This is a genomic window from Methyloceanibacter stevinii (assembly GCF_001723355.1).
GTDB lineage: Bacteria > Pseudomonadota > Alphaproteobacteria > Rhizobiales > Methyloligellaceae > Methyloceanibacter > Methyloceanibacter stevinii.
The window spans coordinates 1-20,602 of record NZ_LPWE01000005.1 but is presented as its reverse complement, the minus strand read 5'-3'; the positions used below and the strand labels follow the sequence as shown (position 1 = coordinate 20,602).

At 64.3% G+C, this 20,602-nt stretch carries 20 protein-coding genes; 9 read left to right on the top strand and 11 right to left on the bottom strand.

What is annotated here, in order from left to right; all coding sequences use genetic code 11:
• Nucleotides 1-17: 17 nt before the first annotated feature.
• The 5 genes from fchA to AUC70_RS03285 all read right to left on the bottom strand — a co-directional run bounded on the left by fchA (nt 18) and on the right by AUC70_RS03285 (nt 5,646).
• Entirely contained in the window at nt 18-650 is a 633-nt protein-coding gene (gene fchA / locus AUC70_RS03305; RefSeq protein WP_069443593.1) for a methenyltetrahydrofolate cyclohydrolase, read from the bottom strand.
• The gene (locus AUC70_RS03300) at nt 650-1,510 is read right to left on the bottom strand and encodes an NADP-dependent methylenetetrahydromethanopterin/methylenetetrahydrofolate dehydrogenase (RefSeq protein ID WP_069443592.1); all 861 of its coding nucleotides are present in this window, start codon (nt 1,508-1,510) and stop codon (nt 650-652) included. Before AUC70_RS03300 ends, fchA begins: the two co-directional genes overlap by 1 nt.
• A 19-nt stretch (nt 1,511-1,529) precedes the next feature.
• Nucleotides 1,530-2,471 carry a D-2-hydroxyacid dehydrogenase gene (locus AUC70_RS03295; protein ID WP_069443591.1) on the bottom strand — a complete coding sequence of 314 codons (942 nt, stop codon included), beginning with the start codon at nt 2,469-2,471 and terminating at the stop codon, nt 1,530-1,532.
• Between the two features lie 128 nt (nt 2,472-2,599).
• Entirely contained in the window at nt 2,600-3,811 is a 1,212-nt protein-coding gene (locus tag AUC70_RS03290) for an aminotransferase class V-fold PLP-dependent enzyme (protein WP_069443590.1), read from the bottom strand.
• Nucleotides 3,812-3,939: 128 nt separating this feature from the next.
• A complete protein-coding gene (locus AUC70_RS03285) occupies nt 3,940-5,646 on the bottom strand; it encodes a formate--tetrahydrofolate ligase (RefSeq protein ID WP_069443589.1) in 1,707 nt (568 codons plus the stop codon).
• A gap of 146 nt (nt 5,647-5,792) precedes the next feature.
• Here AUC70_RS03285 and AUC70_RS03280 point away from each other — a divergent pair, with 146 nt between their 5' ends.
• Nucleotides 5,793-7,055, top strand: a complete 1,263-nt coding sequence (locus AUC70_RS03280) for a glycerate kinase type-2 family protein (RefSeq protein ID WP_069443588.1) — start codon at nt 5,793-5,795, stop codon at nt 7,053-7,055.
• A gap of 12 nt (nt 7,056-7,067) precedes the next feature.
• On the opposite strand, the gene AUC70_RS03275 is transcribed toward AUC70_RS03280, so the two are convergent.
• Both AUC70_RS03275 and AUC70_RS03270 read right to left on the bottom strand, forming a co-directional pair.
• Nucleotides 7,068-7,409 carry a TraR/DksA family transcriptional regulator gene (locus AUC70_RS03275; RefSeq protein WP_069443587.1) on the bottom strand — a complete coding sequence of 114 codons (342 nt, stop codon included), beginning with the start codon at nt 7,407-7,409 and terminating at the stop codon, nt 7,068-7,070.
• Nucleotides 7,406-8,140 (bottom strand): polyamine aminopropyltransferase, encoded by a 735-nt coding sequence (locus tag AUC70_RS03270; RefSeq protein WP_069443689.1) that lies wholly within the window; start codon nt 8,138-8,140, stop codon nt 7,406-7,408. The genes AUC70_RS03275 and AUC70_RS03270 overlap by 4 nt, the downstream gene beginning before the upstream one ends.
• 175 nt (nt 8,141-8,315) lie before the next feature.
• On the opposite strand from AUC70_RS03270, the gene AUC70_RS03265 reads away from it, so the two are divergent.
• The 3 genes from AUC70_RS03265 (at nt 8,316) to AUC70_RS03255 (ending at nt 10,845) form a co-directional block, all read left to right on the top strand.
• A complete protein-coding gene (locus tag AUC70_RS03265; RefSeq protein ID WP_069443586.1) occupies nt 8,316-9,089 on the top strand; it encodes a TIGR01458 family HAD-type hydrolase in 774 nt (257 codons plus the stop codon).
• A gap of 268 nt (nt 9,090-9,357) precedes the next feature.
• Entirely contained in the window at nt 9,358-10,347 is a 990-nt protein-coding gene (locus AUC70_RS03260; RefSeq protein ID WP_069443585.1) for a D-alanyl-D-alanine carboxypeptidase family protein, read from the top strand.
• 96 nt (nt 10,348-10,443) lie between these two features.
• On the top strand, nt 10,444-10,845 hold the full coding sequence (locus AUC70_RS03255) for a hypothetical protein (protein ID WP_069443584.1): 402 nt from the start codon (nt 10,444-10,446) through the stop codon (nt 10,843-10,845).
• A 7-nt stretch (nt 10,846-10,852) separates the two neighbouring features.
• Here AUC70_RS03255 and AUC70_RS03250 read toward each other — a convergent pair whose 3' ends face one another.
• Complete coding sequence (locus AUC70_RS03250; protein WP_342021948.1) at nt 10,853-11,401, bottom strand: DUF924 family protein; 549 nt, start codon at nt 11,399-11,401, stop codon at nt 10,853-10,855.
• Nucleotides 11,398-11,868 carry a TlpA family protein disulfide reductase gene (locus AUC70_RS03245; RefSeq protein WP_141701930.1) on the bottom strand — a complete coding sequence of 157 codons (471 nt, stop codon included), beginning with the start codon at nt 11,866-11,868 and terminating at the stop codon, nt 11,398-11,400. Before AUC70_RS03245 ends, AUC70_RS03250 begins: the two co-directional genes overlap by 4 nt.
• Before the next feature lie 268 nt (nt 11,869-12,136).
• Between AUC70_RS03245 and argH the strand changes: the two genes are divergently transcribed.
• The 5 genes from argH (at nt 12,137) to AUC70_RS03220 (ending at nt 19,193) form a co-directional block, all read left to right on the top strand.
• Nucleotides 12,137-13,534 carry an argininosuccinate lyase gene (gene argH / locus AUC70_RS03240; RefSeq protein ID WP_069443582.1) on the top strand — a complete coding sequence of 466 codons (1,398 nt, stop codon included), beginning with the start codon at nt 12,137-12,139 and terminating at the stop codon, nt 13,532-13,534.
• A 106-nt stretch (nt 13,535-13,640) separates the two neighbouring features.
• Nucleotides 13,641-13,829: an LPS translocon maturation chaperone LptM gene (gene lptM / locus AUC70_RS03235; RefSeq protein WP_158007347.1), complete on the top strand. Its 189-nt coding sequence runs from the start codon at nt 13,641-13,643 to the stop codon at nt 13,827-13,829.
• Between the two features lie 40 nt (nt 13,830-13,869).
• A complete protein-coding gene (lysA, locus tag AUC70_RS03230) occupies nt 13,870-15,153 on the top strand; it encodes a diaminopimelate decarboxylase (protein WP_069443580.1) in 1,284 nt (427 codons plus the stop codon).
• Nucleotides 15,154-15,267: 114 nt separating this feature from the next.
• A complete protein-coding gene (locus AUC70_RS03225; RefSeq protein ID WP_069443579.1) occupies nt 15,268-17,988 on the top strand; it encodes a TIGR02302 family protein in 2,721 nt (906 codons plus the stop codon).
• A 98-nt stretch (nt 17,989-18,086) separates the two neighbouring features.
• Nucleotides 18,087-19,193: a DUF2333 family protein gene (locus tag AUC70_RS03220; protein ID WP_069443578.1), complete on the top strand. Its 1,107-nt coding sequence runs from the start codon at nt 18,087-18,089 to the stop codon at nt 19,191-19,193.
• Here AUC70_RS03220 and hpt read toward each other — a convergent pair.
• Nucleotides 19,190-19,735 (bottom strand): hypoxanthine phosphoribosyltransferase, encoded by a 546-nt coding sequence (hpt, locus tag AUC70_RS03215; protein WP_069443577.1) that lies wholly within the window; start codon nt 19,733-19,735, stop codon nt 19,190-19,192. The two genes, AUC70_RS03220 and hpt, sit on opposite strands and share 4 nt — an antisense overlap.
• 66 nt (nt 19,736-19,801) lie before the next feature.
• The coding region (locus AUC70_RS18280; RefSeq protein ID WP_162273586.1) for an FxLYD domain-containing protein at nt 19,802-20,602 on the bottom strand (801 nt) is incomplete at its 5' end.

Sequence of the window (20,602 nt, the reverse complement as noted above, 5' to 3'; positions counted from 1 at the left end):
ACCCACGCCGGACAGCGTCAGCTCACTTTGCCCTTTACGATATCGTATGCCTTCTCGGTCGTTGCCTCGGCGCCGGCGAGAAGACCCTCCAGTTCGCTTAGCTTAGACTCCACAAAGCTGGTGTCGGAAATCATTTTTGCATTGATGTATACATTTAGGGCAGCACTCCGCAGTGCTGCGTAAGCAGACAAGACCCCAACACCTGCATCCGAGATGACGTTGACGTTGCCTTTCTCCGACGCCATTAGCGCCAGATCGATGACTTCTCGGGCCAACCGGCAACAACGGATCGGGACATCGGTCGCCATCTTGAGGGCGTCCTGGATCGCCTCGCCCCGGGCGGCCTTCTCCTCGTCGGTCTCCTTGGGCATGCCGTAGGCTCCCATGACCGTATCGAAGGCGCGAACGTCGTCCTGAATCATGGCCGTCATCCGGTGACGGAGATCCTCGGCCTTGGCCAGAATCTCCTTCATGTCCTCCTCGACCTCGGCGTACTTCTTTTTGCCGATCGTCAAGTTGCAGACCATGCTGACGAGGGCCGCACCCATGCCGCCGAGGATGGCGGCAGCACTGCCCCCGCCCGGCGTCGCCGCGCTGGAGGCAAGCTGATCGAGGAACGGCTCGATCGCTGTGTCCTTGATCTCGGTCATCAGGCCATCTCTTTCGCGAGCGCGTAGATCTCTTCGGCGTCGTAAACGCCTTCCGAGCTCTCGAACATCTTGGCAATGCATTCGCGGTGCAATTTGAGCTTCAGCCCGCCGATACCAAGCGCGCCATAGCCGAGCTTGCCGCCGCCGACATCCTTGCCCTTGTCCATGGCGTCGACGCCTTCGATGCCCATGGGCGGCTGCGCGTTCACATCCGCCAGGAGCTCGATATTGGGATTGTTCTCCCAGGCCGACTTCGGCAGCAGCTGCACGCCGATCGCGCCGGCCGAGTAAACGATATTGGCGTCCTTGACGGCCTCGGCGCGCTCCTCATCCGTCGCGCCCGCGGCGCCTGAGACCTTGATGCCGAAACGCTTCGCGATGACCTTCGCCGCCTCTTCGGCGCGCTCCTTCGTGCGCGAAGTGATGGTGACGTCGCATCCTTCCATACCGAAGAAGCCCGCGGCGCGCATGCCGACGGGGCCCGTACCGGCGAGAACCACGGCCTTCTTGCCCTTGAGATCGCGTCCCTTGGCCAGCAGCGCCACGCCGGCGGCTGCCGTCGTGTTGGAGCCGTTCGAGTCCAGCATCACGGAGACGCGGAACGGGCCGAAGAAGTGCTTCTTCACCGTCTCGAACAGCTCTTCGCCCTTGGCCATGTTGCCACCGCCCACGAAGATCGCGGTGTTCTGCTTGTCTTTGCCGCCGCGCGTGTAAATGCAGCCATCGATCAGTGCACCGACATTATCGGGCGCGACTGCCGCATAGCCGGTGACATTGTCTGCACCGCCGTCGTAGCCGACAACCGTATCGAAGACGCTCGGCACAGGATCGGTGTCGAACAAGAACAGCAGTTTCTTCATTGCGGTTTCCCTTTACGCGTTATTCGACGACGTTCTGCGGGTTGCCCGCAACGAACGCATCGATGTTGTCCATGAGTTGGTCGGCCAGGATCTGCATGGCCTCGCGGCTCGCCCACGCCACGTGCGGCGTGACGATGAAGTTCGGCATCTTGAGATCCAGAAGGATGTTTCCGTCCTTCGGCGGCTCGGTGGTGAGCACATCGAACCCTGCGCCCGCGATCGTGCCGGCTTTCAGCGCTTCGGCAAGCGCCGCTTCGTCGACGAGACCGCCTCGCGCCGTGTTGATCAGGATCGACGTGGGCTTCATCATCTTCAGCTCCTTCTCGCCGATCATGTTCGCCGTCTCGGGCGTCAGCGGGCAGTGGAGCGTGATGACGTCGCTTTCCTTGAGCACCGTCTCGAGATCGACGAGCCCGTCCTGCGGGAACACGTCATACGGCAGGATCTTCATGCCAAGGCACTCGGCCCGCTTGGCGACCGCCTTGCCGATGGCGCCGTAGCCGACGACGCCCATGGTGGAGCCGGCAATGTCGCGGATCGGATGATCGAAGAAGCAGAACTGGTCGACCTCGGCCCAGCGTCCGTTTCGCGTGTCCTCGATGTAGGCGAGAAGATTACGCCGCAACGCGAACATCAGCGCGATCACGTGCTCAGGCACGGTGTTGAACGCATAGCCGCGAATGTTGACGACGGTGATGCCGTTGGCCTTGCAGTAGGCCTTGTCGACGACGTCGGTGCCGGTCGCCGCGACGGCGATCAGCTTGAGCTTCGGAAGCTGCTTGAGGACCTCCTCGCGCATCGGCACCTTATTGATGATCGCGATGCTCGCGTCTTTCAGACGCTCGACGATATCCTCGGGAGTCCAAGTCGATTGGTACTCCGTGTAGTTGTGCGGAAATTTGGCCTTGCGGACATCGGCGCCAACCGACTCGCGATCGAGGAAGACGATCTCGTGTTCCACTGAACCCCCCTGTTTGTGCGGCCGGCGGCTACCGCCCGCGCCGTGATGACCTCCCCGGTGCGGGCGAGCCCTACCCCGGGTAGCGTTTCGTCATGAACCTAGCCCTTGCTGGTGAAGTGCCCGGCTCCCTACTCCGCGGCCAAGCGCTGATCGGCGGCGCCATAGGCGTTGCGGAAATACTCTTGCGCGGCTGCCACGCCCGAACCGGGCTCGACCTGGATGCCGACATCGCGCATTGACATCTCGGCCCCGGAAATGGCGCCGAGCAACATCAGTTCATTGAGATCGCCAAGATGGCCGATACGGAACAACTTGCCGGCGACTTCCGACAAGCCTGCACCCAGCGCGAGATTGTAGCGGCGATAAGCGCGCTCGATCACATCGGCGCCGTTGAAGCCGTTCGGCACCATGATCGCGCTGACCGTATCGGACTGCCACTTGGGTTCCTTCGCGCACAGCGACAGACCCCAGGCATCGACGGCGGCCCGTGTCCCGCTCGCGAGATAGCGATGGCGGGCGAACACGTTCTCAAGGCCTTCCTCGAACATCATCGCCAGGGATTCGCGCAAGCCATACAGCAGCGGCAGCGCAGGCGTGTACGGGAAGTAGCCGCCCGCATTCGCGTTGATGTGGTCGGCGAGGTTGAAATAGGCGCGCGTGCACTTGGCCGCTTCCATCTGCGCCAGCGCCTTGGGGCTCGCGCAGAGGATGCCGAGACCGGCCGGGAGCATCATGCCCTTCTGCGAACCGGTGATGGCGAGGTCGACACCCCATTCGTCGAAGCGGAAGTCGATGCTGCCGATGGAGCTGACGCCATCCACATAGAGCAGCGCCGGATGGCCGGCCGCGTCGATGGCGCGCCGTACGGCGGCAACGTCGGAGGTCACGCCCGTGGCGGTCTCGTTGTGGACCACCAGTATACCTTTGATTTCGTGTGCTTTATCCGCCCGGAGCGCCTCTTCGATCCGGTCCGGATCGGCGCCCGTGCCCCATTCTTCCTCCTGCACGACGACCTGGAGCCCATGACGGCGGGCGAGTTCGATCCACAGATGGCTGAACTGGCCGAAGCGCGGCGCGAGGAGCTTGTCGCCCGGCGAACGGGTGTTGGTCAGAGCCGATTCCCAGGCGCCCGTACCACTGGACGGGAAGATGACGACTTGGCCTTCCTTGGTCTGGAAGACCTTCTTCATCTCCTCGAAGAGCGGGATTGTCAGGCTCGGAAAGTCAGGGGACCGATGATCCTCCATCGGCACGTGCATGGCCCGGAGAATGCGGTCCGGCACATTGGTCGGACCCGGCACAAATAGAAAATTACGACCTGGCCGCCTGGCTCCAGCCATGGGATTCCTCTCCTAGGGAATTGTTGTTTGCCCGGAGCCCAAGCAGGCCCAGACCATACGACTTTCGTATGGTGGTAGCGCCCGCTCGCGCCCCTGGCAACCCTTTTGCTTTCCCTGGAAGGGCCCGGCTAGAACAGTCCGGTAATCCTGCCTTCGGCGTCCAATTCGATGTTATTGGCGGCCGGAACCCGTGGCAGACCCGGCATTGTCATAATGTCTCCGCAGATCACCACGATGAACTCCGCGCCGGCCGAAAGCCGCACTTCGCGGACCGGAATGGTGTGACCAAGCGGCACACCCTTGGCATCGGGATTGGTCGTGAAGCTGTACTGGGTCTTCGCAATGCAGATCGGAAGCTTACCGAACCCTTCCTTTTCGAGCTCCGCGAACTTGTCGCGGACCGCCTTCGGCCCGGTAATGTCCTCGGCGCCGTAGATCTCCTGCGCGACCGTGCGCACCTTGTCCCACAGCGGCGTGTCGTCCGGATACAGCGGCTGGAAGTCCGACGGCTTGGTGTCGATGGTCTTGACCACGGTTTCGGCCAAGTCTTTGGCACCCGCCCCGCCAAGGGCCCAGTGGTCGGACATCACGCATTCGGCGCTGGCCGTCGAGCAGAGCCGCTGAAGCAGGGCGATCTCGTCGTCCGTATCGAGCGAGAAGCGGTTGACCGCAACCACCACCGGAACGTGGAACTTGCGGACATTCTCGATGTGCTTTTCGAGATTGGCGAAGCCCTTCTCCAGCGCGTCGAGATTCTCCTTCTTGAGATCGTCCTTGGCGACGCCGCCATGCATCTTGAGCGCGCGGATCGTCGCCACGATCACCACGCAATCGGGCTTGAGGCCCGCCTTGCGGCACTTGATGTCGAAGAACTTCTCCGCGCCGAGATCGGCGCCGAAGCCAGCCTCGGTCACCACGTAGTCCGCAAGCTTCAGCGCGGCCTTGGTGGCGATCACGGAGTTGCAGCCATGGGCGATGTTCGCGAACGGGCCGCCATGGATGAACGCCGGGTTGTTCTCAAGCGTCTGCACCATGTTCGGCGCCAGCGCGTCCTTCAGCAGCGCGGCCATGGCGCCCGCCGCCGAAATCTGGTCGGCCGTCACGGCCGCCTTGTCGCGCGTCTGTCCGATCTGAATCTGTCCCAGGCGCCGCTGAAGGTCCGCCCGGTCTTTCGCCAGACAGAAGATCGCCATGACCTCCGAGGCTACGACGATGTCGAAGCCCGCCTCGCGCGGGAACCCGTTGGTCACGCCGCCTAGCGACGTGACGATGGAACGCAACGCACGGTCGTTCATATCGATGCCGCGGCGCCACGTGACGCGCCGCGCGTCGATGTCGAGCTTGTTGCCCCAATAGATGTGGTTGTCGATCATCGCGGCGAGCAGATTGTTGGCGGCGCCGATCGCGTGGAAGTCGCCGGTGAAATGAAGGTTGATGTCCTCCATCGGCACGACCTGTGCGTAGCCGCCGCCGGCCGCACCGCCCTTCATGCCGAAGCACGGACCAAGGCTCGGTTCGCGCAGGCACATGATCGTCTTCTTGCCGATCAGATTGAGCGCGTCGCCGAGCCCGACCGTGGTCGTCGTCTTGCCTTCGCCGGCTGGCGTCGGCGTGATCGCGGTGACCAAGATGAGCTTGCCGTCCGGCTTGCCCTTGAGGCTGTCGATATAGTCGAGAGAGACCTTGGCCTTGTAGTGCCCGTAAGGAATAAGGTCCTTCGCCTCGATGCCGAGCTTGTCCTTAGCCACGTCCAGGATCGGCTGCATCGTGGCCGCCTGACTGATCTCGATATCAGATTTCGGCTTCCTGTGTTGTTCGCTCGAGCCCTCGGACATAATCGTCTACTCCCAGCCTCACTTGTCTTTTGGAACACGCGAATTTTCGCGAAACGGACGCGCACCGTATTCATTCGCTTGCCTTCTGGCAATCGTCTGTGCAGTTTCATCGCCAACAACAATCAACAGGGAGCGGAGCGGACCAGATGTCCCCAGAAGACTTGCTGAAGGCCATGTTCAAGGCCGGCGTGGATGCCGCCCTGCCCTCGCTCTGCGTACCGCCTCACCTGCCCGAACGCCCCAAAGGCCGCACCGTCATCATCGGTGCTGGCAAGGCATCCGGCGCCATGGCGAAGGCGCTGGAAGACGCTTGGGATGGCCCGCTCGACGGCGTCGTCGTCACGCGTTACGGCTATCGGCTGCCCACGGAGCGCTTGGAGGTCGTCGAGGCCGCGCACCCCGTACCGGACGCCGCGGGCCGCGAAGCCGCGCAGCGCATCTTCAAGGCCGTGCAAGATCTGACCGAGGACGACCTCGTGCTTGCGCTCATCTCTGGAGGCGGCTCCGCGCTGTTGGCGGCGCCCGCGGACGGAATTTCACTTGAAGACAAGCAGGCCGTGAACAAGGCCTTGCTCGCGAGCGGCGCGACCATTTCCGAAATGAATACGGTGCGGAAGCATCTGTCGGCCATCAAGGGCGGACGGCTCGCGCGTGCCGCATACCCCGCGAAAGTCGTGGCTCTGATGATCTCCGACGTGCCGGGCGACGATGCCTCCATCATCGCATCCGGACCGACCGTTCCCGACCCGTCCACCAATGCCGACGCGATCGCCATCGTCGACAAATACGGGATCGATCTGCCCGCCAATGTGCGGCAGGTGCTTGAGACCATCGAGGAGACGCCCAAGCCCGGCGACAAATGTTTCGACCGTGTCGAGAACGTCATGATCGCCACGCCTCAGGCCTCGCTCGAAGCCGCGGCCGCGGTCGCGCGGGACGCCGGCGTGACGCCGGTGATCCTCGGCGACAGCATCGAGGGCGAGTCCCGCGACGTGGCGCTGGTTCACGCAGGCATCGCGCGCCAATGCACCATGCGCGGTCAGCCCGTGGAGCCGCCATGCGTGCTCATCTCGGGCGGCGAGACTACGGTCACGCTCACCGGCAACGGCAAAGGCGGTCCGAATACGGAGTTTCTGCTATCCATGAGCATCGCGCTGGACGGCATGCCGAACATCTACGCCCTGGCCGGCGACACGGACGGCGTGGACGGATCGGAAGACAATGCCGGCGCGCTGCTCTATCCGGACACGCTGAAGCGCGCCGAGGCGGCCGGCATCAGCGCCAAGGCCATGCTGGCCAACAATGATCCGTACTCGTTCTTCAAAGGCATCGGCGACCTGCTCGAAACGGGCCCGACTATGACCAATGTCAACGACCTGCGGCTCGTGCTGATCACCGAGAGACTCTGAGTCCGGCGCCGTTCACGCGGCGCACTTGATGCACGTGGCGACGGCAGGATCCGCCGCCAGGCGCTTTTCGGCGATCTCCTCGCCGCAGGCGGTGCAATACCCGTATTCGCCCTCGTCGATACGCTGGATTGCGGCCTCGATGCGCCGCGCCTCGTCGTGACGGCGCTGCTCCGTCGCCACGGCCATGGCCTGGACTTGCATAGCGTCCATGCGCGACACCCGGCCCACGGACGTCTGGTCGAGCTCGACGGGCCGGCGATTGTCCGCCGTCGTCTCGCTCGTATCGCGCAAGTCGCGCAGCCGTTCCGCCAATTGCGCCCTCAGCGCGCGCAGGTCCGCTTCCGTCGCTCTCATGACGCCGCTCCCGGTTCGGTTCGCGCGACATAGACCGTCTGGGTAAACGGCCGGTCCTGCAGCGGATTGTGAAACGTGACCGGTTCGGCGCGCGCCTCTGCAAAGACACTGTCCAGGCGCGCGAGGAAGGCGTCGTCGGGCAGCGCGTCCGACCACAAGCCGAACACGGCGCCGGGCCGAAGATGCCGGGCGAGCTTGCGCAAACCATCCGGCTGATAGAAGGACTCGCTGCGCTCGTCCAACAGCGCCGCCGGCGAATGATCGATATCGACGAGGATCGCATCGAACGAGCGCCCGGGCGTCTCAGGATCGAACCCTTCCTCCGACGCCCCCATCGCGAAGAAGTCGCCCTGGACCAGGCGGCAATGCGGATCTTCCGCGAGCGCCGTTCCGAGCGGCAGCAACCCGTTTTCGTGCCATTCGATCACGGGCGCGAGCGCTTCCACAACGATCAGCGAGGCGTCCGGTGCGCCTTCCAGAACAGCTTGCGCCGTGTAGCCGAGCCCAAGACCGCCGACGACGATGTTGGGCGCCCTGGCATCGTCCAGCGCCGCAATCCCGAGTCGCGCCAAGGCGATCTCGGACGCGGTGAAGAGGCTCGTCATCAGGGACTCGTCGCCGAGCTTGATTTCGAACACGTCCACGCCGAGCTTGAGATCCCGGCGCCGGCGCAAGCTCACTGCCCCGATCGGGGTCGGGCAATAATCAAGTTCTTCGAAAAGGGCACTCATGCGCGGGTTCGCACTGACTTCTTGTTGGCTTGTCGTTGGCTTGCGGATCAAAGCGTAACACTAGGGCGATTGATCGCGCGGTGATAGGGCACGGCCCTGCACAGCCCTTCCCGGTGCCAGCCCCGCGACGCTGCGGCGCTTGATCCGGGCACGCGTTCTACGCCACGCTGCGGATATGATCCGTGGTGTCCTTCTCGATTTGGCGGGCGTGGTCTACGAGGGAGACCATGTGCTCCCCGGCGCGGTCGAGGCCGTGCACCGGCTGCACGAGGCCGGGCTGCCAATCCGCTTCGTCACCAACACGACGACGAAGACCAAGAAGGAACTGGTCAGCCGCCTGACGGGGCTGGGTCTCGAAATCACCGGCGAAGAATTATTCACGCCCGGCCAAGCCGCGCGGACCTGGCTCGCCAAGCACGACGCTTCACCGCTTCTTTTGGTTCATCCGAACCTAGAGAAGGAGTTCGCCGATACTTGCGACGGGCCCGCCCGCGCGGTCGTGGTCGGCGATGCGGGCCGCGAATTCTCCTACGAGAATATGAACCGCGCCTTCCGTGAACTCATCGATGGCGCCGCGTTTCTGGCGCTCGCCAAGAACCGCACCTTCATGGACGACGACGGGAAGCTCAGCCTGGATGCCGGCGCCTTCGTGACCGCCTTGGAATATTCGAGCGGCAAGGAAGCGATCGTGCTCGGTAAGCCCTCGCCCGATTTCTTCGAAGCGGCGCTTGCCAGCATGGACTGCGGGCCCGAGGACGCCGTGATGGTGGGCGACGACGCGGAAAGCGATGTCGCCGGCGCACTCAAGGCCGGCCTGACACAGGCCATTCTCGTGCGCACCGGCAAATACCGCGATAGGGACGAGCACCGCTTCGAGCCCTCGCCGACGGCAATGGCGGAGGACCTCCCGGCCGCAGCCGATTGGATCCTCGACCACCGTGCCGTCTAGCCTCAGCCGGCGGAAAAGGGCCCGGAAGTCACCCGCCGCGGCTTGCGAAACCGCGCAAGGACGCTAGTGTTGCGGCGGGTAGAGTGGCTGCACAGGTCTTGCGGCCACCAGGGTGGTGCCTGTCACGGAACAGTCGAATTTGCGTGTGAAACAAGGCGGCCGATCCGCGCTGGGGGATTGAGCCGGAGACATGTTTCCGTGCAGTCTCGGCCGTGCCGCGGCGATCCGGACATATGCGCGGCGCAAGGACCGAAGGGGATAAATTTTCATGCTGAGGCGTGCCTTTTTTTGCCTTGTCGCCGTTGCCGCGCTTCTGGGTTCAAGCGCCGCCAAAGCCAGCCCCGCCCTCGTCTTCGAACCCTACAACGGCACCGTCTTCTACGCCGAGGACCCCGACACGCTCTGGTTTCCGGCCTCGCTCACCAAGATGATGACGGCCTATGTCGCCTTCCACGCGCTGCGCAACGGCGAGGTCAAGCCTGACACGCCGGCCATCGTCACCAAGAATGCCCTGGCCCAGCCGCCCACGAAGCTAGGACTGCCCGTCGGCTCGTCGATTCCGCTCGAAACAGCGATCCGCGTCATCATCGTCAAGTCCGCCAACGACGTCGCCGTCATGGTGGCGGAGACCGTCGGCGGATCCGAGGAAGCCTTTATCGAACGCATGAACGAGGCGGCTAAACGGCTGGGGATGACCAGCACCCAATTTGCGAATCCGCACGGCCTGCCGAACGAGCAGCAATATACGACCGCACGCGATTTGGGGCGCCTTGCGCGCGCGCTCATTATCGAGTTCCCGGAATACGCCGATATCTTCTCGATGAAATCGGTCAGCGTCGCGAAGCGGCAGCTCCGGACACATAACGGCCTGTTGCGCACCTTCAACGGTGCCGACGGCATGAAGACGGGATTCATCTGCCACTCCGGCTTCAACATCGTGGTCAGCGCGACACGGGACGGCCGTAAGCTGGTAGCCGTTGTCCTCGGTGAAAAATCGACCCGCATCCGAAACGAACGCGCCGCTCAACTCCTCGAGAACGGCTTCAAACGCTATTTCTGGAAATCGTTGTTCGGAACCAGTTTGAACGGTCTGCCCCTGCCGGCCGACCGGGACGACCGTCCGGTACATCTTGGGAAGATCATTTGCGGTCCGAACTACGGGGCCATTCGGCCGGAACTCACGCCGGACCTGTTCCCGTCGCAGACGCCGGTCACGCGACTGGCTGACATACCGACACCGTTGCCACCCTTGAACTGAAGCCCTCGCACCGTGACATTCAGGCTTACCCTTTCGACCCTCGCAGCCTTGGCCTGTTTATCGGGCCCGCTTGCGCCACATGCGGCGGCGGAGCTTATGGCGGAGTTCCCGGACGAGATGGCCGAGACCGTCGCAGAGGCCGCGGATCGGTGTCGCAAGGAAGACGGGAAGCCCGACGTCGCCAACGTCTTGCAGAGTGACGACCTCAACGGCGACGGCCGGCCTGACTGGATCGCCGACTACAGCAAGCTCGTCTGTAAGAACGGAAGCAACCCGGCCTGTAGCGAGAACGGTTGCCTGTTGCAGCTCTACTATTCGAGCGGCGATGACTGGGACAAGGTCTTCGAGGATTTCGTGAAGAGCCACAAATTCTCCACGAGCGGAAAAGAGCGTCAGATGCATGTGACGACCTACGGTCTGCCCTGCAACCGGCCCAAGGAAGAAACCTGCAACTACACCTATCGGCTCGAGGAAGACGCGCTCGCGCCCGTGCGCTAGCGGCGGCCTAGAACGACGAGCCGGGTTCTTTCAGGAACGCGAGCTCTTCCGGCGTGGACTCCCGGCCGAGTACGTCGTTCCGGTGCGGGAACCGGCCGAACCGCGCGATGATGTCATAATGGCGGACGGCGAAATCCAGATTGTTCGGGTTGCCCAGGGCCTCGAAGAGCTCGAGGGACCGGCGCTGCTCCGCCAAGTTTTCCGCGTGCTGGAACGGCATATAGAGAAAGGCGCACTGCTCCTCCGGCAGTTCCATATCCGCCCCGGCCGCGATGGCGTCCTTCGAGAGCGCCAAGGCCTTGTCGTCCGTCGCAAACGCCTGAGGTGTGCCGCGATGGATGTTACGGGGAAACTGATCGAGCACGAGGATCGCAGCAAGCCTGCCCTGCGGCGTCCGTAGCCAGTCGCCGGGGACCGCATCTCTCAGACTCTCATAGAGTTGGCCGAACCGGCGCGCGATCTCCGCATCGACCTCGGGCGGCGCTCGATACCAGTCATCCGGCGAGAGCGTCTCGAACCAATAGCGGACCACCTCGTCGGGCTGGACTTGCGTCACTTGGATCCGCTTTGCGCTGCGCCGATCGCAGCCTCAATCAAGGCCTTGGCCTCGGGGGCGGCCCAATTAGCGGGGCCGACGAGACGCCCCATCTCCTTCCCTTCCGGGCCGATCAGCAGCGTGGTCGGCATGCCCACCGCCTTGAGCGTCGAAAAGAGTTTGCCGCTCGGATCGTAATAGGCCTTGAGATCGGTCGCCCCTGTCTCCTCCAGGAACGTCTCGGCCTTTTCCGGACCGCCCTTGTCGATATTGAGGGCGACCACTTCGAAGCCATCGCCGCCCAGCTCGGATTGCAGCGCGTTCAGCTGGGGCATCTCCTCCCGGCATGGCACGCACCACGTGGCCCAGACGTTCAAGAGCACAACCTTGCCCTTCAGATCCTCGGACGTCACCGTCGCTCCGCCGGGGGCTTCGAAGGCGAAATCAGGGAGCGTCACAGGCTCGGGCCGCACAACGAAAGCCGTCATAGCGCCGGTATTCAGTCCCTTGAGAGGCCCCGCGACCGCGCCGCCGGTCCGGTCCGAAGCGGACCCTGACGAGGAAGCTGCGTCCGAACGATTGTCAGAGGGGGTGGAAAGCCAATATACCGTGCCGAACCCGGCAAGGAGTGCGACCGCGACTGCGACCGCATATGTGGCCGGGGATATCGTGTGCTTGCGTTTCTGCGAACTGTTCACGACGTTCTCTTTGAACCTGAGTTCTTAAGAACTCACCTAAGTTTCAGACCGGACCATCATGACCAACACAATGTGGGGCGGCCGTTTCGCCTCTAGCCCCTCCGACATCATGGAGGACATAAATGCCTCCATCGATTTCGACAAGCGGCTCTGGCGGCACGACATCGAGGCGTCCAAAGCGCACGTCGCCATGCTCGAGGCGACAGGCATTCTCGCGCCCGGCGATGCGTCCAAGATCGCCGATGGACTCGACCAAATCCTTGCCGAGATCGAGGCGGGCGACTTCAACTTCTCGCGAGCCTTGGAGGACATTCACCTCAATGTGGAGAACCGGCTGAAGGAGATCATCGGTCCGGTGGCCGGCAAGCTCCATACGGCCCGGTCCCGCAACGACCAGGTTGCCACCGACTTCAAGCTCTATGTCCGCGACGAGATCGGCCTCATCGAGGCTGGACTCGCGCAGCTTCAGCTTGCGTTGGCGACCCGGGCGCTCGAGGAAGCCGCGACGGTCATGCCGGGGTTCACCCATTTGCAGACCGCCCAGCCCATCACGTTCGGCCATCATTGCCTCGCCTATGTGGAGATGTTCGCCCGCGACCGCGGCCGGTTTCTGGACGCGGCCAAGCGGCTGAACGAGTGTCCGCTGGGATCGGCGGCGCTCGCCGGCACGAGCTTCCCGGTCGACAGGCAGCACACGGCGAAGGCGCTTGGGTTCGACCGGCCGACGGCCAATTCCCTCGATTCGGTCTCCGACCGGGACTTCGCGCTCGAGACGCTGGCGGCCGCCTCCATCGCGGCGATCCACCTTTCCCGGCTTGCCGAGGAGATCGTGCTGTGGACATCGCCTCAGTTCGGCTTTGCCCGGCTGTCGGATTCGTTCTCCACCGGGTCCTCGATCATGCCCCAGAAGCGCAACCCGGACGCGGCGGAGCTGGTGCGGGCCAAGACCGGCCGCATCGCCGGCGCCTTCCAGGCGCTGCTGATGGTCATGAAGGGGCTGCCGCTGGCCTATGCGAAGGACATGCAGGAGGACAAGGAGCCCGTCTTCGACGCGCTCGATGCCCTGAAATTGGGGATTTCCGCCCTTTCCGGCATGGTTGCCGACCTCGAGGTGAACGCCAAGGCCATGAAGAAAGCCGCCGGGAGCGAATACTCCACGGCGACGGATTTGGCCGACTGGCTCGTGCAGAACCTCGACACGCCCTTCCGCGAGGCGCACCACATCACCGGCACGATCGTGGCGCTTGCGGAGAAAAAAGGCATAGACCTCAAGCGGTTGCAGCTGTCCGACCTGCAGGGCGTGGAACCCAGGATCACCGACGACGTGTTCAACGTCCTGGATCCCGCCCGCTCCGCGAAAAGCCGGACCAGTTACGGCGGCACGGCCCCCTCGAACGTGAGGCGCGAGGCCAAGCGCTGGATAAAGCGTTTGGAGAAGGACGCCGTCTCGCGATAAAAGAAGGTCTGGACGGGCGCGCAAGACGCCCGCCGGTACGGGACTTTATTTCGCGGGACACGCGTTTTAGACGAAGACAGGGTCAGACCCTCAAGGGATGGTAGTGATGGGAAGCGCCGCGCGCATTCTCTTATCATTGGCGCTTGTTCTCGCCGTCGGCCTTTCCGGCTGCGGGCGCCGCGGTTCGCTCGAGCGTCCCGAGGCCCGCTACCCCGAGGTTCCCGCCGACCCCTCCACCAAACAGTCCGACGCTCCTGATCGGCGCATCCCGATCCTCGACGACATTATTCACTAGCCCGGCCCGAACGATCTAGGCCCCAGACAACTTTCGTCCCATGCATCATTTCGCCTACCGGCGCGGCGTATCCGAGGACCCTGTGCTGCACGCCGAGGACGTCGATCTGTGCGCTTTGGCCGCCGACGTCGGAACGCCCTTCTATTGCTATTCCACCGCGACCTTCGAGCGGCACATCGGCGTCTTCGCCGATGCGTTCGCCGCGCGCGCGGACACGCTCGTCTGCTACGCCATCAAGGCCAACTCCAATCTCGGCGTGCTGGCGACGCTCGCCAAGCAAGGCGCCGGCATGGATGTTGTCTCCGAAGGCGAACTGCGCCGGGCGCTGGCCGTCGGCGTGCCGGGTGAGCGCGTGGTCTTTTCCGGAGTCGGCAAGACCAAGAACGAAATGGCGTTCGCACTGGACGCAGGCATCTACGCCTTCAACGTCGAGTCCGAACCGGAGCTCTACGCCCTCAGCGAGGTCGCGGCCGCGAAGGGCAAGACGGCCCGTATCGCCTTTCGCGTGAACCCGGACGTGGACGCCGGCACGCACCACAAGATTTCGACCGGCAAGGCGGAGAACAAGTTCGGCATCCCCTTCGGCGCGGCGCCCTCGCTTTATCGCCAGGCAACCGAGCTTCCCGGCATCCAGCCGGCGGGCGTCCATATGCATATCGGCAGCCAGATCACCGACCTTGCACCGTTCGCAAACGCCTTCGCGCTCCTCAAGGAGTTGGTCACGACGTTGCGCGGGTCGGGCGTTGCCATCGAGTTCGTCAATCTCGGCGGCGGGCTCGGCATTCCCTACCGGACCGACGAGCCGGATCCGCCGCTGCCGACGGACTATGCACGGCTCGTCAACGAGTCCATGGGCGACCTCGGCGTGCGGCTTCTGTTCGAGCCGGGCCGGATGATCGCCGGTAATGCGGGGATCCTCGTGTCGAGAGTCCTTTACGTGAAGACCGCGCCGGAAAAGACGTTCACGATCGTGGACGCTGCCATGAACGATCTGATCCGGCCGACGCTCTACGAGGCCTATCACCGGATTCTGCCGGTCGTCGAACCCGGGCCCGAGACGGCCACACGCATCACGGACGTGGTGGGACCCGTCTGCGAGACCGGCGATTATCTCGCTCTCGCGCGGCCCCTGCCGGAGCTCAATCCCGGCGATCTCATCGCCGTCATGACCGCCGGCGCCTATGGCGCGGTCCAGGCCTCTCAATACAACAGCCGCCTCCTGGTCCCCGAAGTGCTGGTCTCGGGCTCCGACTATTGCGTGACCCGGCCCCGGCCGAGCTACGAGGACATGCTGGCGGCCGAGCGCCTTCCGGACTGGCTCTAGGCGAATTCGGCGCCGCCGCGCCCCGAATTCGCCCGGTTGGCCAAGGAAAGTTCTAGGAAAATTACCGTGATGTAATCTGGGCTCCGCGCCCGTCTGTGCTAGATATTTCGGATCATGGCGAGACCGTCCCGCTCGAAAGACGCTGCAACCACTGCACCCGCCCCGGACACGCTGAAGCGCCGCTTCGAGCGCCGTGTCGGCTTGAGCTGGCTCTCGCTTCTGGTCGAGCGCGCGTTCGAGGCGCTGCTCTGGCCTTTCGTCGTGGTTTGCGCGTTCCTCGTCTTTTCCCTGCTCGGCGGCTGGAGCCTGCTCCCGGCGCTGGCCCATCAGATCCTTCTTGGCCTTTTCCTCGTCGCCTTCGTGGTCGCGCTGGTGCCGCTCTGGCGCATCGACGTACCGACGCGCGCCGAGGCCCTGCGGCGGCTCGAACGCGATTCGGGGATCCAGCACCGGCCCGCCTCGTCCTACGAGGACACGCTCGAAGCGGCTCCCGGTACGGCACCGGCTCAGCTTTGGGCGTTGCACCGGAAGCGTCTGGCGCGGCTGGTGGCCCGCTTGAAGCCGTCCTGGCCGAAGCCGCGGGCGGATCGCGACGATCCCTTTGCAATCCGGGCCGCACTGGTGCTGACGCTCGTCGTGGCATTCTTCGCCGCGGGCGGCGATGCGGGATCGCGGATCAAGGCAGCATTCCTTCCGGCAGCCACCGCTTCGACGCAACTGGTGCGCCTCGATGCGTGGATCACGCCGCCTGTCTATACCGCCATGGCGCCGGTGGTCCTCGCCGACGGAACGGAACAAGTGGGCCGGGGAGCCGAGACCTTCCGGGCCCTGTCCGTACCCGTGCGCAGCCAACTCATTGTCCGCGCCCATGCGCCCGACGGCGATCGCGTGACCCTGACGCTTGCCGACGAAACGGGCGAGACCCGGACCGTCGAGCCTAAGGAAGGGTCGGCAGCGGGTCTGATGGAATTTCACGCCGGCCTCCTAAGCCCCGTGACGGCCGATCTCCGCATCGGCGGATCGACGGTCGCACAATGGCAACTTTCGATGATCGAGGACGCCGCGCCCCAGATCAGCCTTCTGACCGCGCCGACCTCAATGCCGCGCGGCGCTCTACGGGTCGAGTACGGCGCAACCGACGACTACGGCGTGGCGAGCGCCGAGGCTCAGTTCGTTCTGGCCGGAAGCGAAATGTCCGACATGGCTGAAGACATGGCCGGAGACATGCCCGACGAAGAGCGGGGAGACCTCGCCGAAGTCGAGCCCCTGTTCGCGCCGCCGAAGATCGTGCTGCAGCTGCCGCGCAGCAACGCGAAAAAGGTCGAAGGCCGGGCCACCCAGGATCTGACCGCCCATCCCTGGGCCGGACTTCAGGTCGTGATGACCCTGACCGCACGCGACCAGGCCGACCAGGTCGGCACGAGCGAACCCTATCCGCTGATCCTGCCGGCCCGCAGCTTCACCAAACCGCTGGCCAGAGCCGTGATCGAGCAGCGCCGCAACCTGGTGATGGACCCCGGCCAAACACCCCGCGTCGCCCGCGCGCTGGGCGCGCTGACGCTCGGCGGCGAGAAGGCGACCGAAGACACGGTCGTCTATCTATCCCTGCGTAACGCATACTGGCGGCTCGACAACGATCCCTCGATCGAGTCGGTGAAGGCAGTCGTCGATCAACTGTGGTCCACGGCCCTGCGCATCGAAGAAGGCGACCTGCCGGCCGCGGAGCGGGATCTGAGGTCCGCACAGGATGCTCTCATGCAGGCGCTACGCGAGAACGCGCCGGCCGAAGAGATCAAGAAGCGCATCGAAGAATTGCGCGCGGCGCTGTCGCGCTATCTGCAGGCCCTCGCGGCGCAGCAGAAAGACCAAACCGACATTGCCGGTCAGCCCAAGAACAATCGGGATGATCTCGTCTCCGAGCAGGACCTGGACAAGATGCTGGAGAGCATCAAGGACCTCGCGGAAGCGGGCTCGAAGGACATGGCCGAGAAGATGCTGTCGGAGCTGAACGACATCCTCGACCGGCTGCAAGCGGACAACCAACCGCAGAGCGAGCAGCAGCAAAAGGCGCAGGAGATGATGCGCGATCTCGACGAGGTCGCCTCGGACCAGCAGGAACTGCTCGACGAGACGTTTGGCGAGAAGCGCAAGCAGCGCGAAGGCCAGGGTCAGGGCCGTAGCCAGAACCAGCAGTTCGACGTCAGCCCGCCCGGCTCACCCATGGGCTTCGGCGACGCCATGTCGCCGCTGTCGGACCAGATGCCCCAAGGCGGTCAGGCCGGCGCACGGGCGCAAGGCCAATCGGGACGCCAAGGCGACGCCCCCGGCGGCGGAGAAGAGCAACTCGGCCAGCAGCAACAGCAAGGCTCGCAAGGCAGCCTTCAGCAACGCCAGGAGGCTTTGCGCAAGAAGCTGGACCAGCTGATCGAGCGCATGCGCCAAGCGGGCGGAGAGCCGCCCGAGCAGTTCGAAGGCGCGAGCGATGCGATGGAGCAGGCCGAGCAGGACATCGCCGAGCAGAACTACGACCGCGCGGCGCAGAACCAGACGCTGGCCCTCGACCGGATGCGCGAAGGCACCGAGTCCATGGCGCAGCAAATGATGGCGCAAGGCGAGATGGAGGGCGGACAAGGCCCCGGCTCCAACGGCCGCGACCCGCTGGGACGGCCGGACCGCTCCAACCGTCCCGACCTTGGACTGTCGGTAGCGGTTCCCGACGAGATCGACATTCAAAAGGCCCGCGAGGTCTTGGACGAGCTGCGCCGGCGGATCGGCGACCCCAGCCGGCCGACCCTCGAGCTCGACTACCTGGAGCGCTTGATCCGCTCCTTCTAGGTTTCCCGCGCCTTTTTTGACGGCGCCGTCAGAAAACTGCCATCCCTCACCCTATATGTCTGGGCAACAGTCCTTTCGCGTCAGGAGACGGCCCGTCCATGCTGAAATCCATTCTCAATTTCATTGCGAAACCCTTCATTTGGCTCGGCGGTCTGTTCGGACGCGTCGGCATGATCCTCAAAATAACGATCATCGTCCTCCTCATCGTGCTCGTGCCGCTCTACGGCTATTTCTTCTGGACTACCCAGGTCTGGAACGGATTCGACCCCGATTACGCGCAGGCCTATTCCAACGCCACGAAGGAAGCGGGCGACCTTCCCGAGCCGAGCGGCGGCATTGTCAGCGGCGACCCGGACGAAGCCGACAAGGCGGCCAGCCGGTCGAACGACAAGACTTGCCGGCGTTCGATGATCGTCGATGCCACCGCGAACCTGACGGACTTCAACGTCAACGAGAACGCCTGGATCTCGTCGATGCTGCTGTACAAGATGGGCCTGTTCGGCATCCCGTGGGAGGCGACGCCGTTCTTCGACAACAAGGCGGCGTTCCAGCGCGGCGCGCATCAGGCCGTCCAGCGGACCTCGGTGGAACTGGTCGACGCTTTGGGCCGCGTGCGGGGCACCTCCCAGGTCGACAAGGACCTGCAGGAAGCGCGCGGCGATCTGCAGTTCAACGAATCCACGTGGTATTTTTCCCTGAGCCCATTCGGCCCCAAGACGCCGACGCCGAGCTTCTACCGGTCGGCCATCAAGGATCTGAACAAGTTCAACGACCGGCTCGAGAAATGCGACGCGGTCTTCGATGCACGGGCCGACAACCTGTTGGAATTTGTCGACCGCATCGCCAGGGACATCGGCGCGACCTCCGCCGTGTTGCGCGAGCGCTCCGAGAACTACAACAGCGGCTGGTTCGACACGCGGGCCGACGACCGCTTCTGGTTCGCGTACGGACAGGTGTATGCCTATTACGGCATCCTGACCGCGGCGCGCGCGGACTTCGAGGACGTCATCAAGGAACGACGCTTGGAAGCCATTTGGGATGAATTGGAAGAGCAGTTGCGCGCTTCGCTCAACATCACGCCGTTCATCATTTCCAACGGCGCGGAGGCCGGCTGGATCATGCCGTCGCATCTGGCAACGCTCGGCTTCTACATTCTGAGGGTGCGCGCGAACCTGGTGGAGATCCGCACGATCCTCGACCGCTAGCCGGCCGGTTCGATAGTGCCGATGAAGGGCAGCTCGCGGTAGCGGTTGCCGAGGTCCATGCCGTAGCCGACCACGAAGCGGTCTGGACATTCGAAGCCGGTGAAGTCCGCGGTCACCATCTCTGTCCGGCGGGCCTTCTTGTCGAGGAGAACGCAGCTCAGCACGGTTCGTGCGCCCTTGGCGCGCAGCCGCTCCTTGGCGAAGAGAAGCGTCCGGCCAGAGTCCAGGATATCGTCGACGATCATCACGTCGCGGCCGGCGATATCCGATTCCACGTCACGCAGAATTTCGACGGCACCGCCTTCTGTATCGCTGCCGTAACTCGCCAGAAAGATGAAGTCGATCTCAGGCGTCAGACCATGGGCGTGAAGTGCGCGGATCAGATCGGCGACGAAGATGAAGCTGCCTTTCAGCACCGCGACGACGAGGGGGGCATGCAGCTTGCGATCGGCGATCCCGGCCGCCAGCGCATCGACACGCGCCGCGATCGCCTTCGCGCTGTAGAGTGTCGCGATCGGATGTAACGCGGGCGGTTCCGCCATTGCAAAGCTGCCCTTGCCCAGCCGGCCTTGTATCAACGGCCCGGCATCGGCCGGGCCGAACGATCCCTAGCCTGCCTTTGCGAAGCGCACTTTCAGACTGCGCACATTGCTGGGCGGCGCCGGAATTTGCTTCAAGAACGGTGCATCCTCGTCGGGCCCGAGCTCTGCGGCACCCACCTCGGTCGTCCACTCGGAGATCTCCTCCCCGTTCTCGTCGCGTAGAACGATGATCACCGTCGGTACGCTCATCGCCCCTGAGCTCGTGTTGCGCACGCTGCCCTGCACCTCGAGGACGTTCTGTCCGCCGGCATTAGTCCAGCCGTAGCGCACGCCCTCGAACTGGAGGCCTTGCGCACCGGCCTGCATGCCGAGCGCCGAGTACAGATGGGAGGCGCCGGGAAGGATCGAGACCGTGGTCTGCGGCGCGAGGAAGAACAGGCCGAGCACGCCCAACACGATGATGCCGAGGATGCCCCAGCCGATCGCCACGACAGGCGGCTTCTTCTTTTCCGGCTCCGCGCTCGCGGTGGCAAGCGATTCGCCGAAGGCCTCAGCGGCCAAATTCGCATCCGCCGCCGAGGGGTCGTCATCGATGCCCGGGAAGGATGCGTCGAACGCGGCATCCGCCGGCCCTGACGCAGCACCCGGAGGCGGCATCTCGCCCGGCGGCGGAGCCATGTCGGGCGGCGGCGCCATCTCAGGCGGCGGCGCTGCAGGCTCAGGCTTGGACTTGCCCATCAGCTTACCGAAGAGGCCGCCCTTTGCTCCGGCTTCCGGCTCGGGCGGCGACGGGGGTGCGGCCGGGCCGGGCCCTGGGGGCGGCGCATAACCAGAGGGCGAGCCCGGAGGTGCCGGCGGCGGCGCAGC

What these genes read in the sequence shown, in the direction of transcription:
- fchA (WP_069443593.1), bottom strand. Translation starts at nt 650, where the DNA reads ATGACCGAGATCAAGGACACAGCGATCGAGCCGTTCCTCGATCAGCTT.
- AUC70_RS03300 (WP_069443592.1), bottom strand. Translation starts at nt 1,510, where the DNA reads ATGAAGAAACTGCTGTTCTTGTTCGACACCGATCCTGTGCCGAGCGTC.
- AUC70_RS03290 (WP_069443590.1), bottom strand. Translation starts at nt 3,811, where the DNA reads ATGGCTGGAGCCAGGCGGCCAGGTCGTAATTTTCTATTTGTGCCGGGT.
- AUC70_RS03285 (WP_069443589.1), bottom strand. Translation starts at nt 5,646, where the DNA reads ATGTCCGAGGGCTCGAGCGAACAACACAGGAAGCCGAAATCTGATATC.
- AUC70_RS03280 (WP_069443588.1), top strand. Translation starts at nt 5,793, where the DNA reads ATGTCCCCAGAAGACTTGCTGAAGGCCATGTTCAAGGCCGGCGTGGAT.
- AUC70_RS03275 (WP_069443587.1), bottom strand. Translation starts at nt 7,409, where the DNA reads ATGAGAGCGACGGAAGCGGACCTGCGCGCGCTGAGGGCGCAATTGGCG.
- AUC70_RS03270 (WP_069443689.1), bottom strand. Translation starts at nt 8,140, where the DNA reads ATGAGTGCCCTTTTCGAAGAACTTGATTATTGCCCGACCCCGATCGGG.
- AUC70_RS03265 (WP_069443586.1), top strand. Translation starts at nt 8,316, where the DNA reads ATGATCCGTGGTGTCCTTCTCGATTTGGCGGGCGTGGTCTACGAGGGA.
- AUC70_RS03260 (WP_069443585.1), top strand. Translation starts at nt 9,358, where the DNA reads ATGCTGAGGCGTGCCTTTTTTTGCCTTGTCGCCGTTGCCGCGCTTCTG.
- AUC70_RS03255 (WP_069443584.1), top strand. Translation starts at nt 10,444, where the DNA reads ATGGCGGAGTTCCCGGACGAGATGGCCGAGACCGTCGCAGAGGCCGCG.
- AUC70_RS03245 (WP_141701930.1), bottom strand. Translation starts at nt 11,868, where the DNA reads ATGACGGCTTTCGTTGTGCGGCCCGAGCCTGTGACGCTCCCTGATTTC.
- argH (WP_069443582.1), top strand. Translation starts at nt 12,137, where the DNA reads ATGACCAACACAATGTGGGGCGGCCGTTTCGCCTCTAGCCCCTCCGAC.
- lptM (WP_158007347.1), top strand. Translation starts at nt 13,641, where the DNA reads ATGGGAAGCGCCGCGCGCATTCTCTTATCATTGGCGCTTGTTCTCGCC.
- lysA (WP_069443580.1), top strand. Translation starts at nt 13,870, where the DNA reads ATGCATCATTTCGCCTACCGGCGCGGCGTATCCGAGGACCCTGTGCTG.
- AUC70_RS03225 (WP_069443579.1), top strand. Translation starts at nt 15,268, where the DNA reads ATGGCGAGACCGTCCCGCTCGAAAGACGCTGCAACCACTGCACCCGCC.
- AUC70_RS03220 (WP_069443578.1), top strand. Translation starts at nt 18,087, where the DNA reads ATGCTGAAATCCATTCTCAATTTCATTGCGAAACCCTTCATTTGGCTC.
- hpt (WP_069443577.1), bottom strand. Translation starts at nt 19,735, where the DNA reads ATGGCGGAACCGCCCGCGTTACATCCGATCGCGACACTCTACAGCGCG.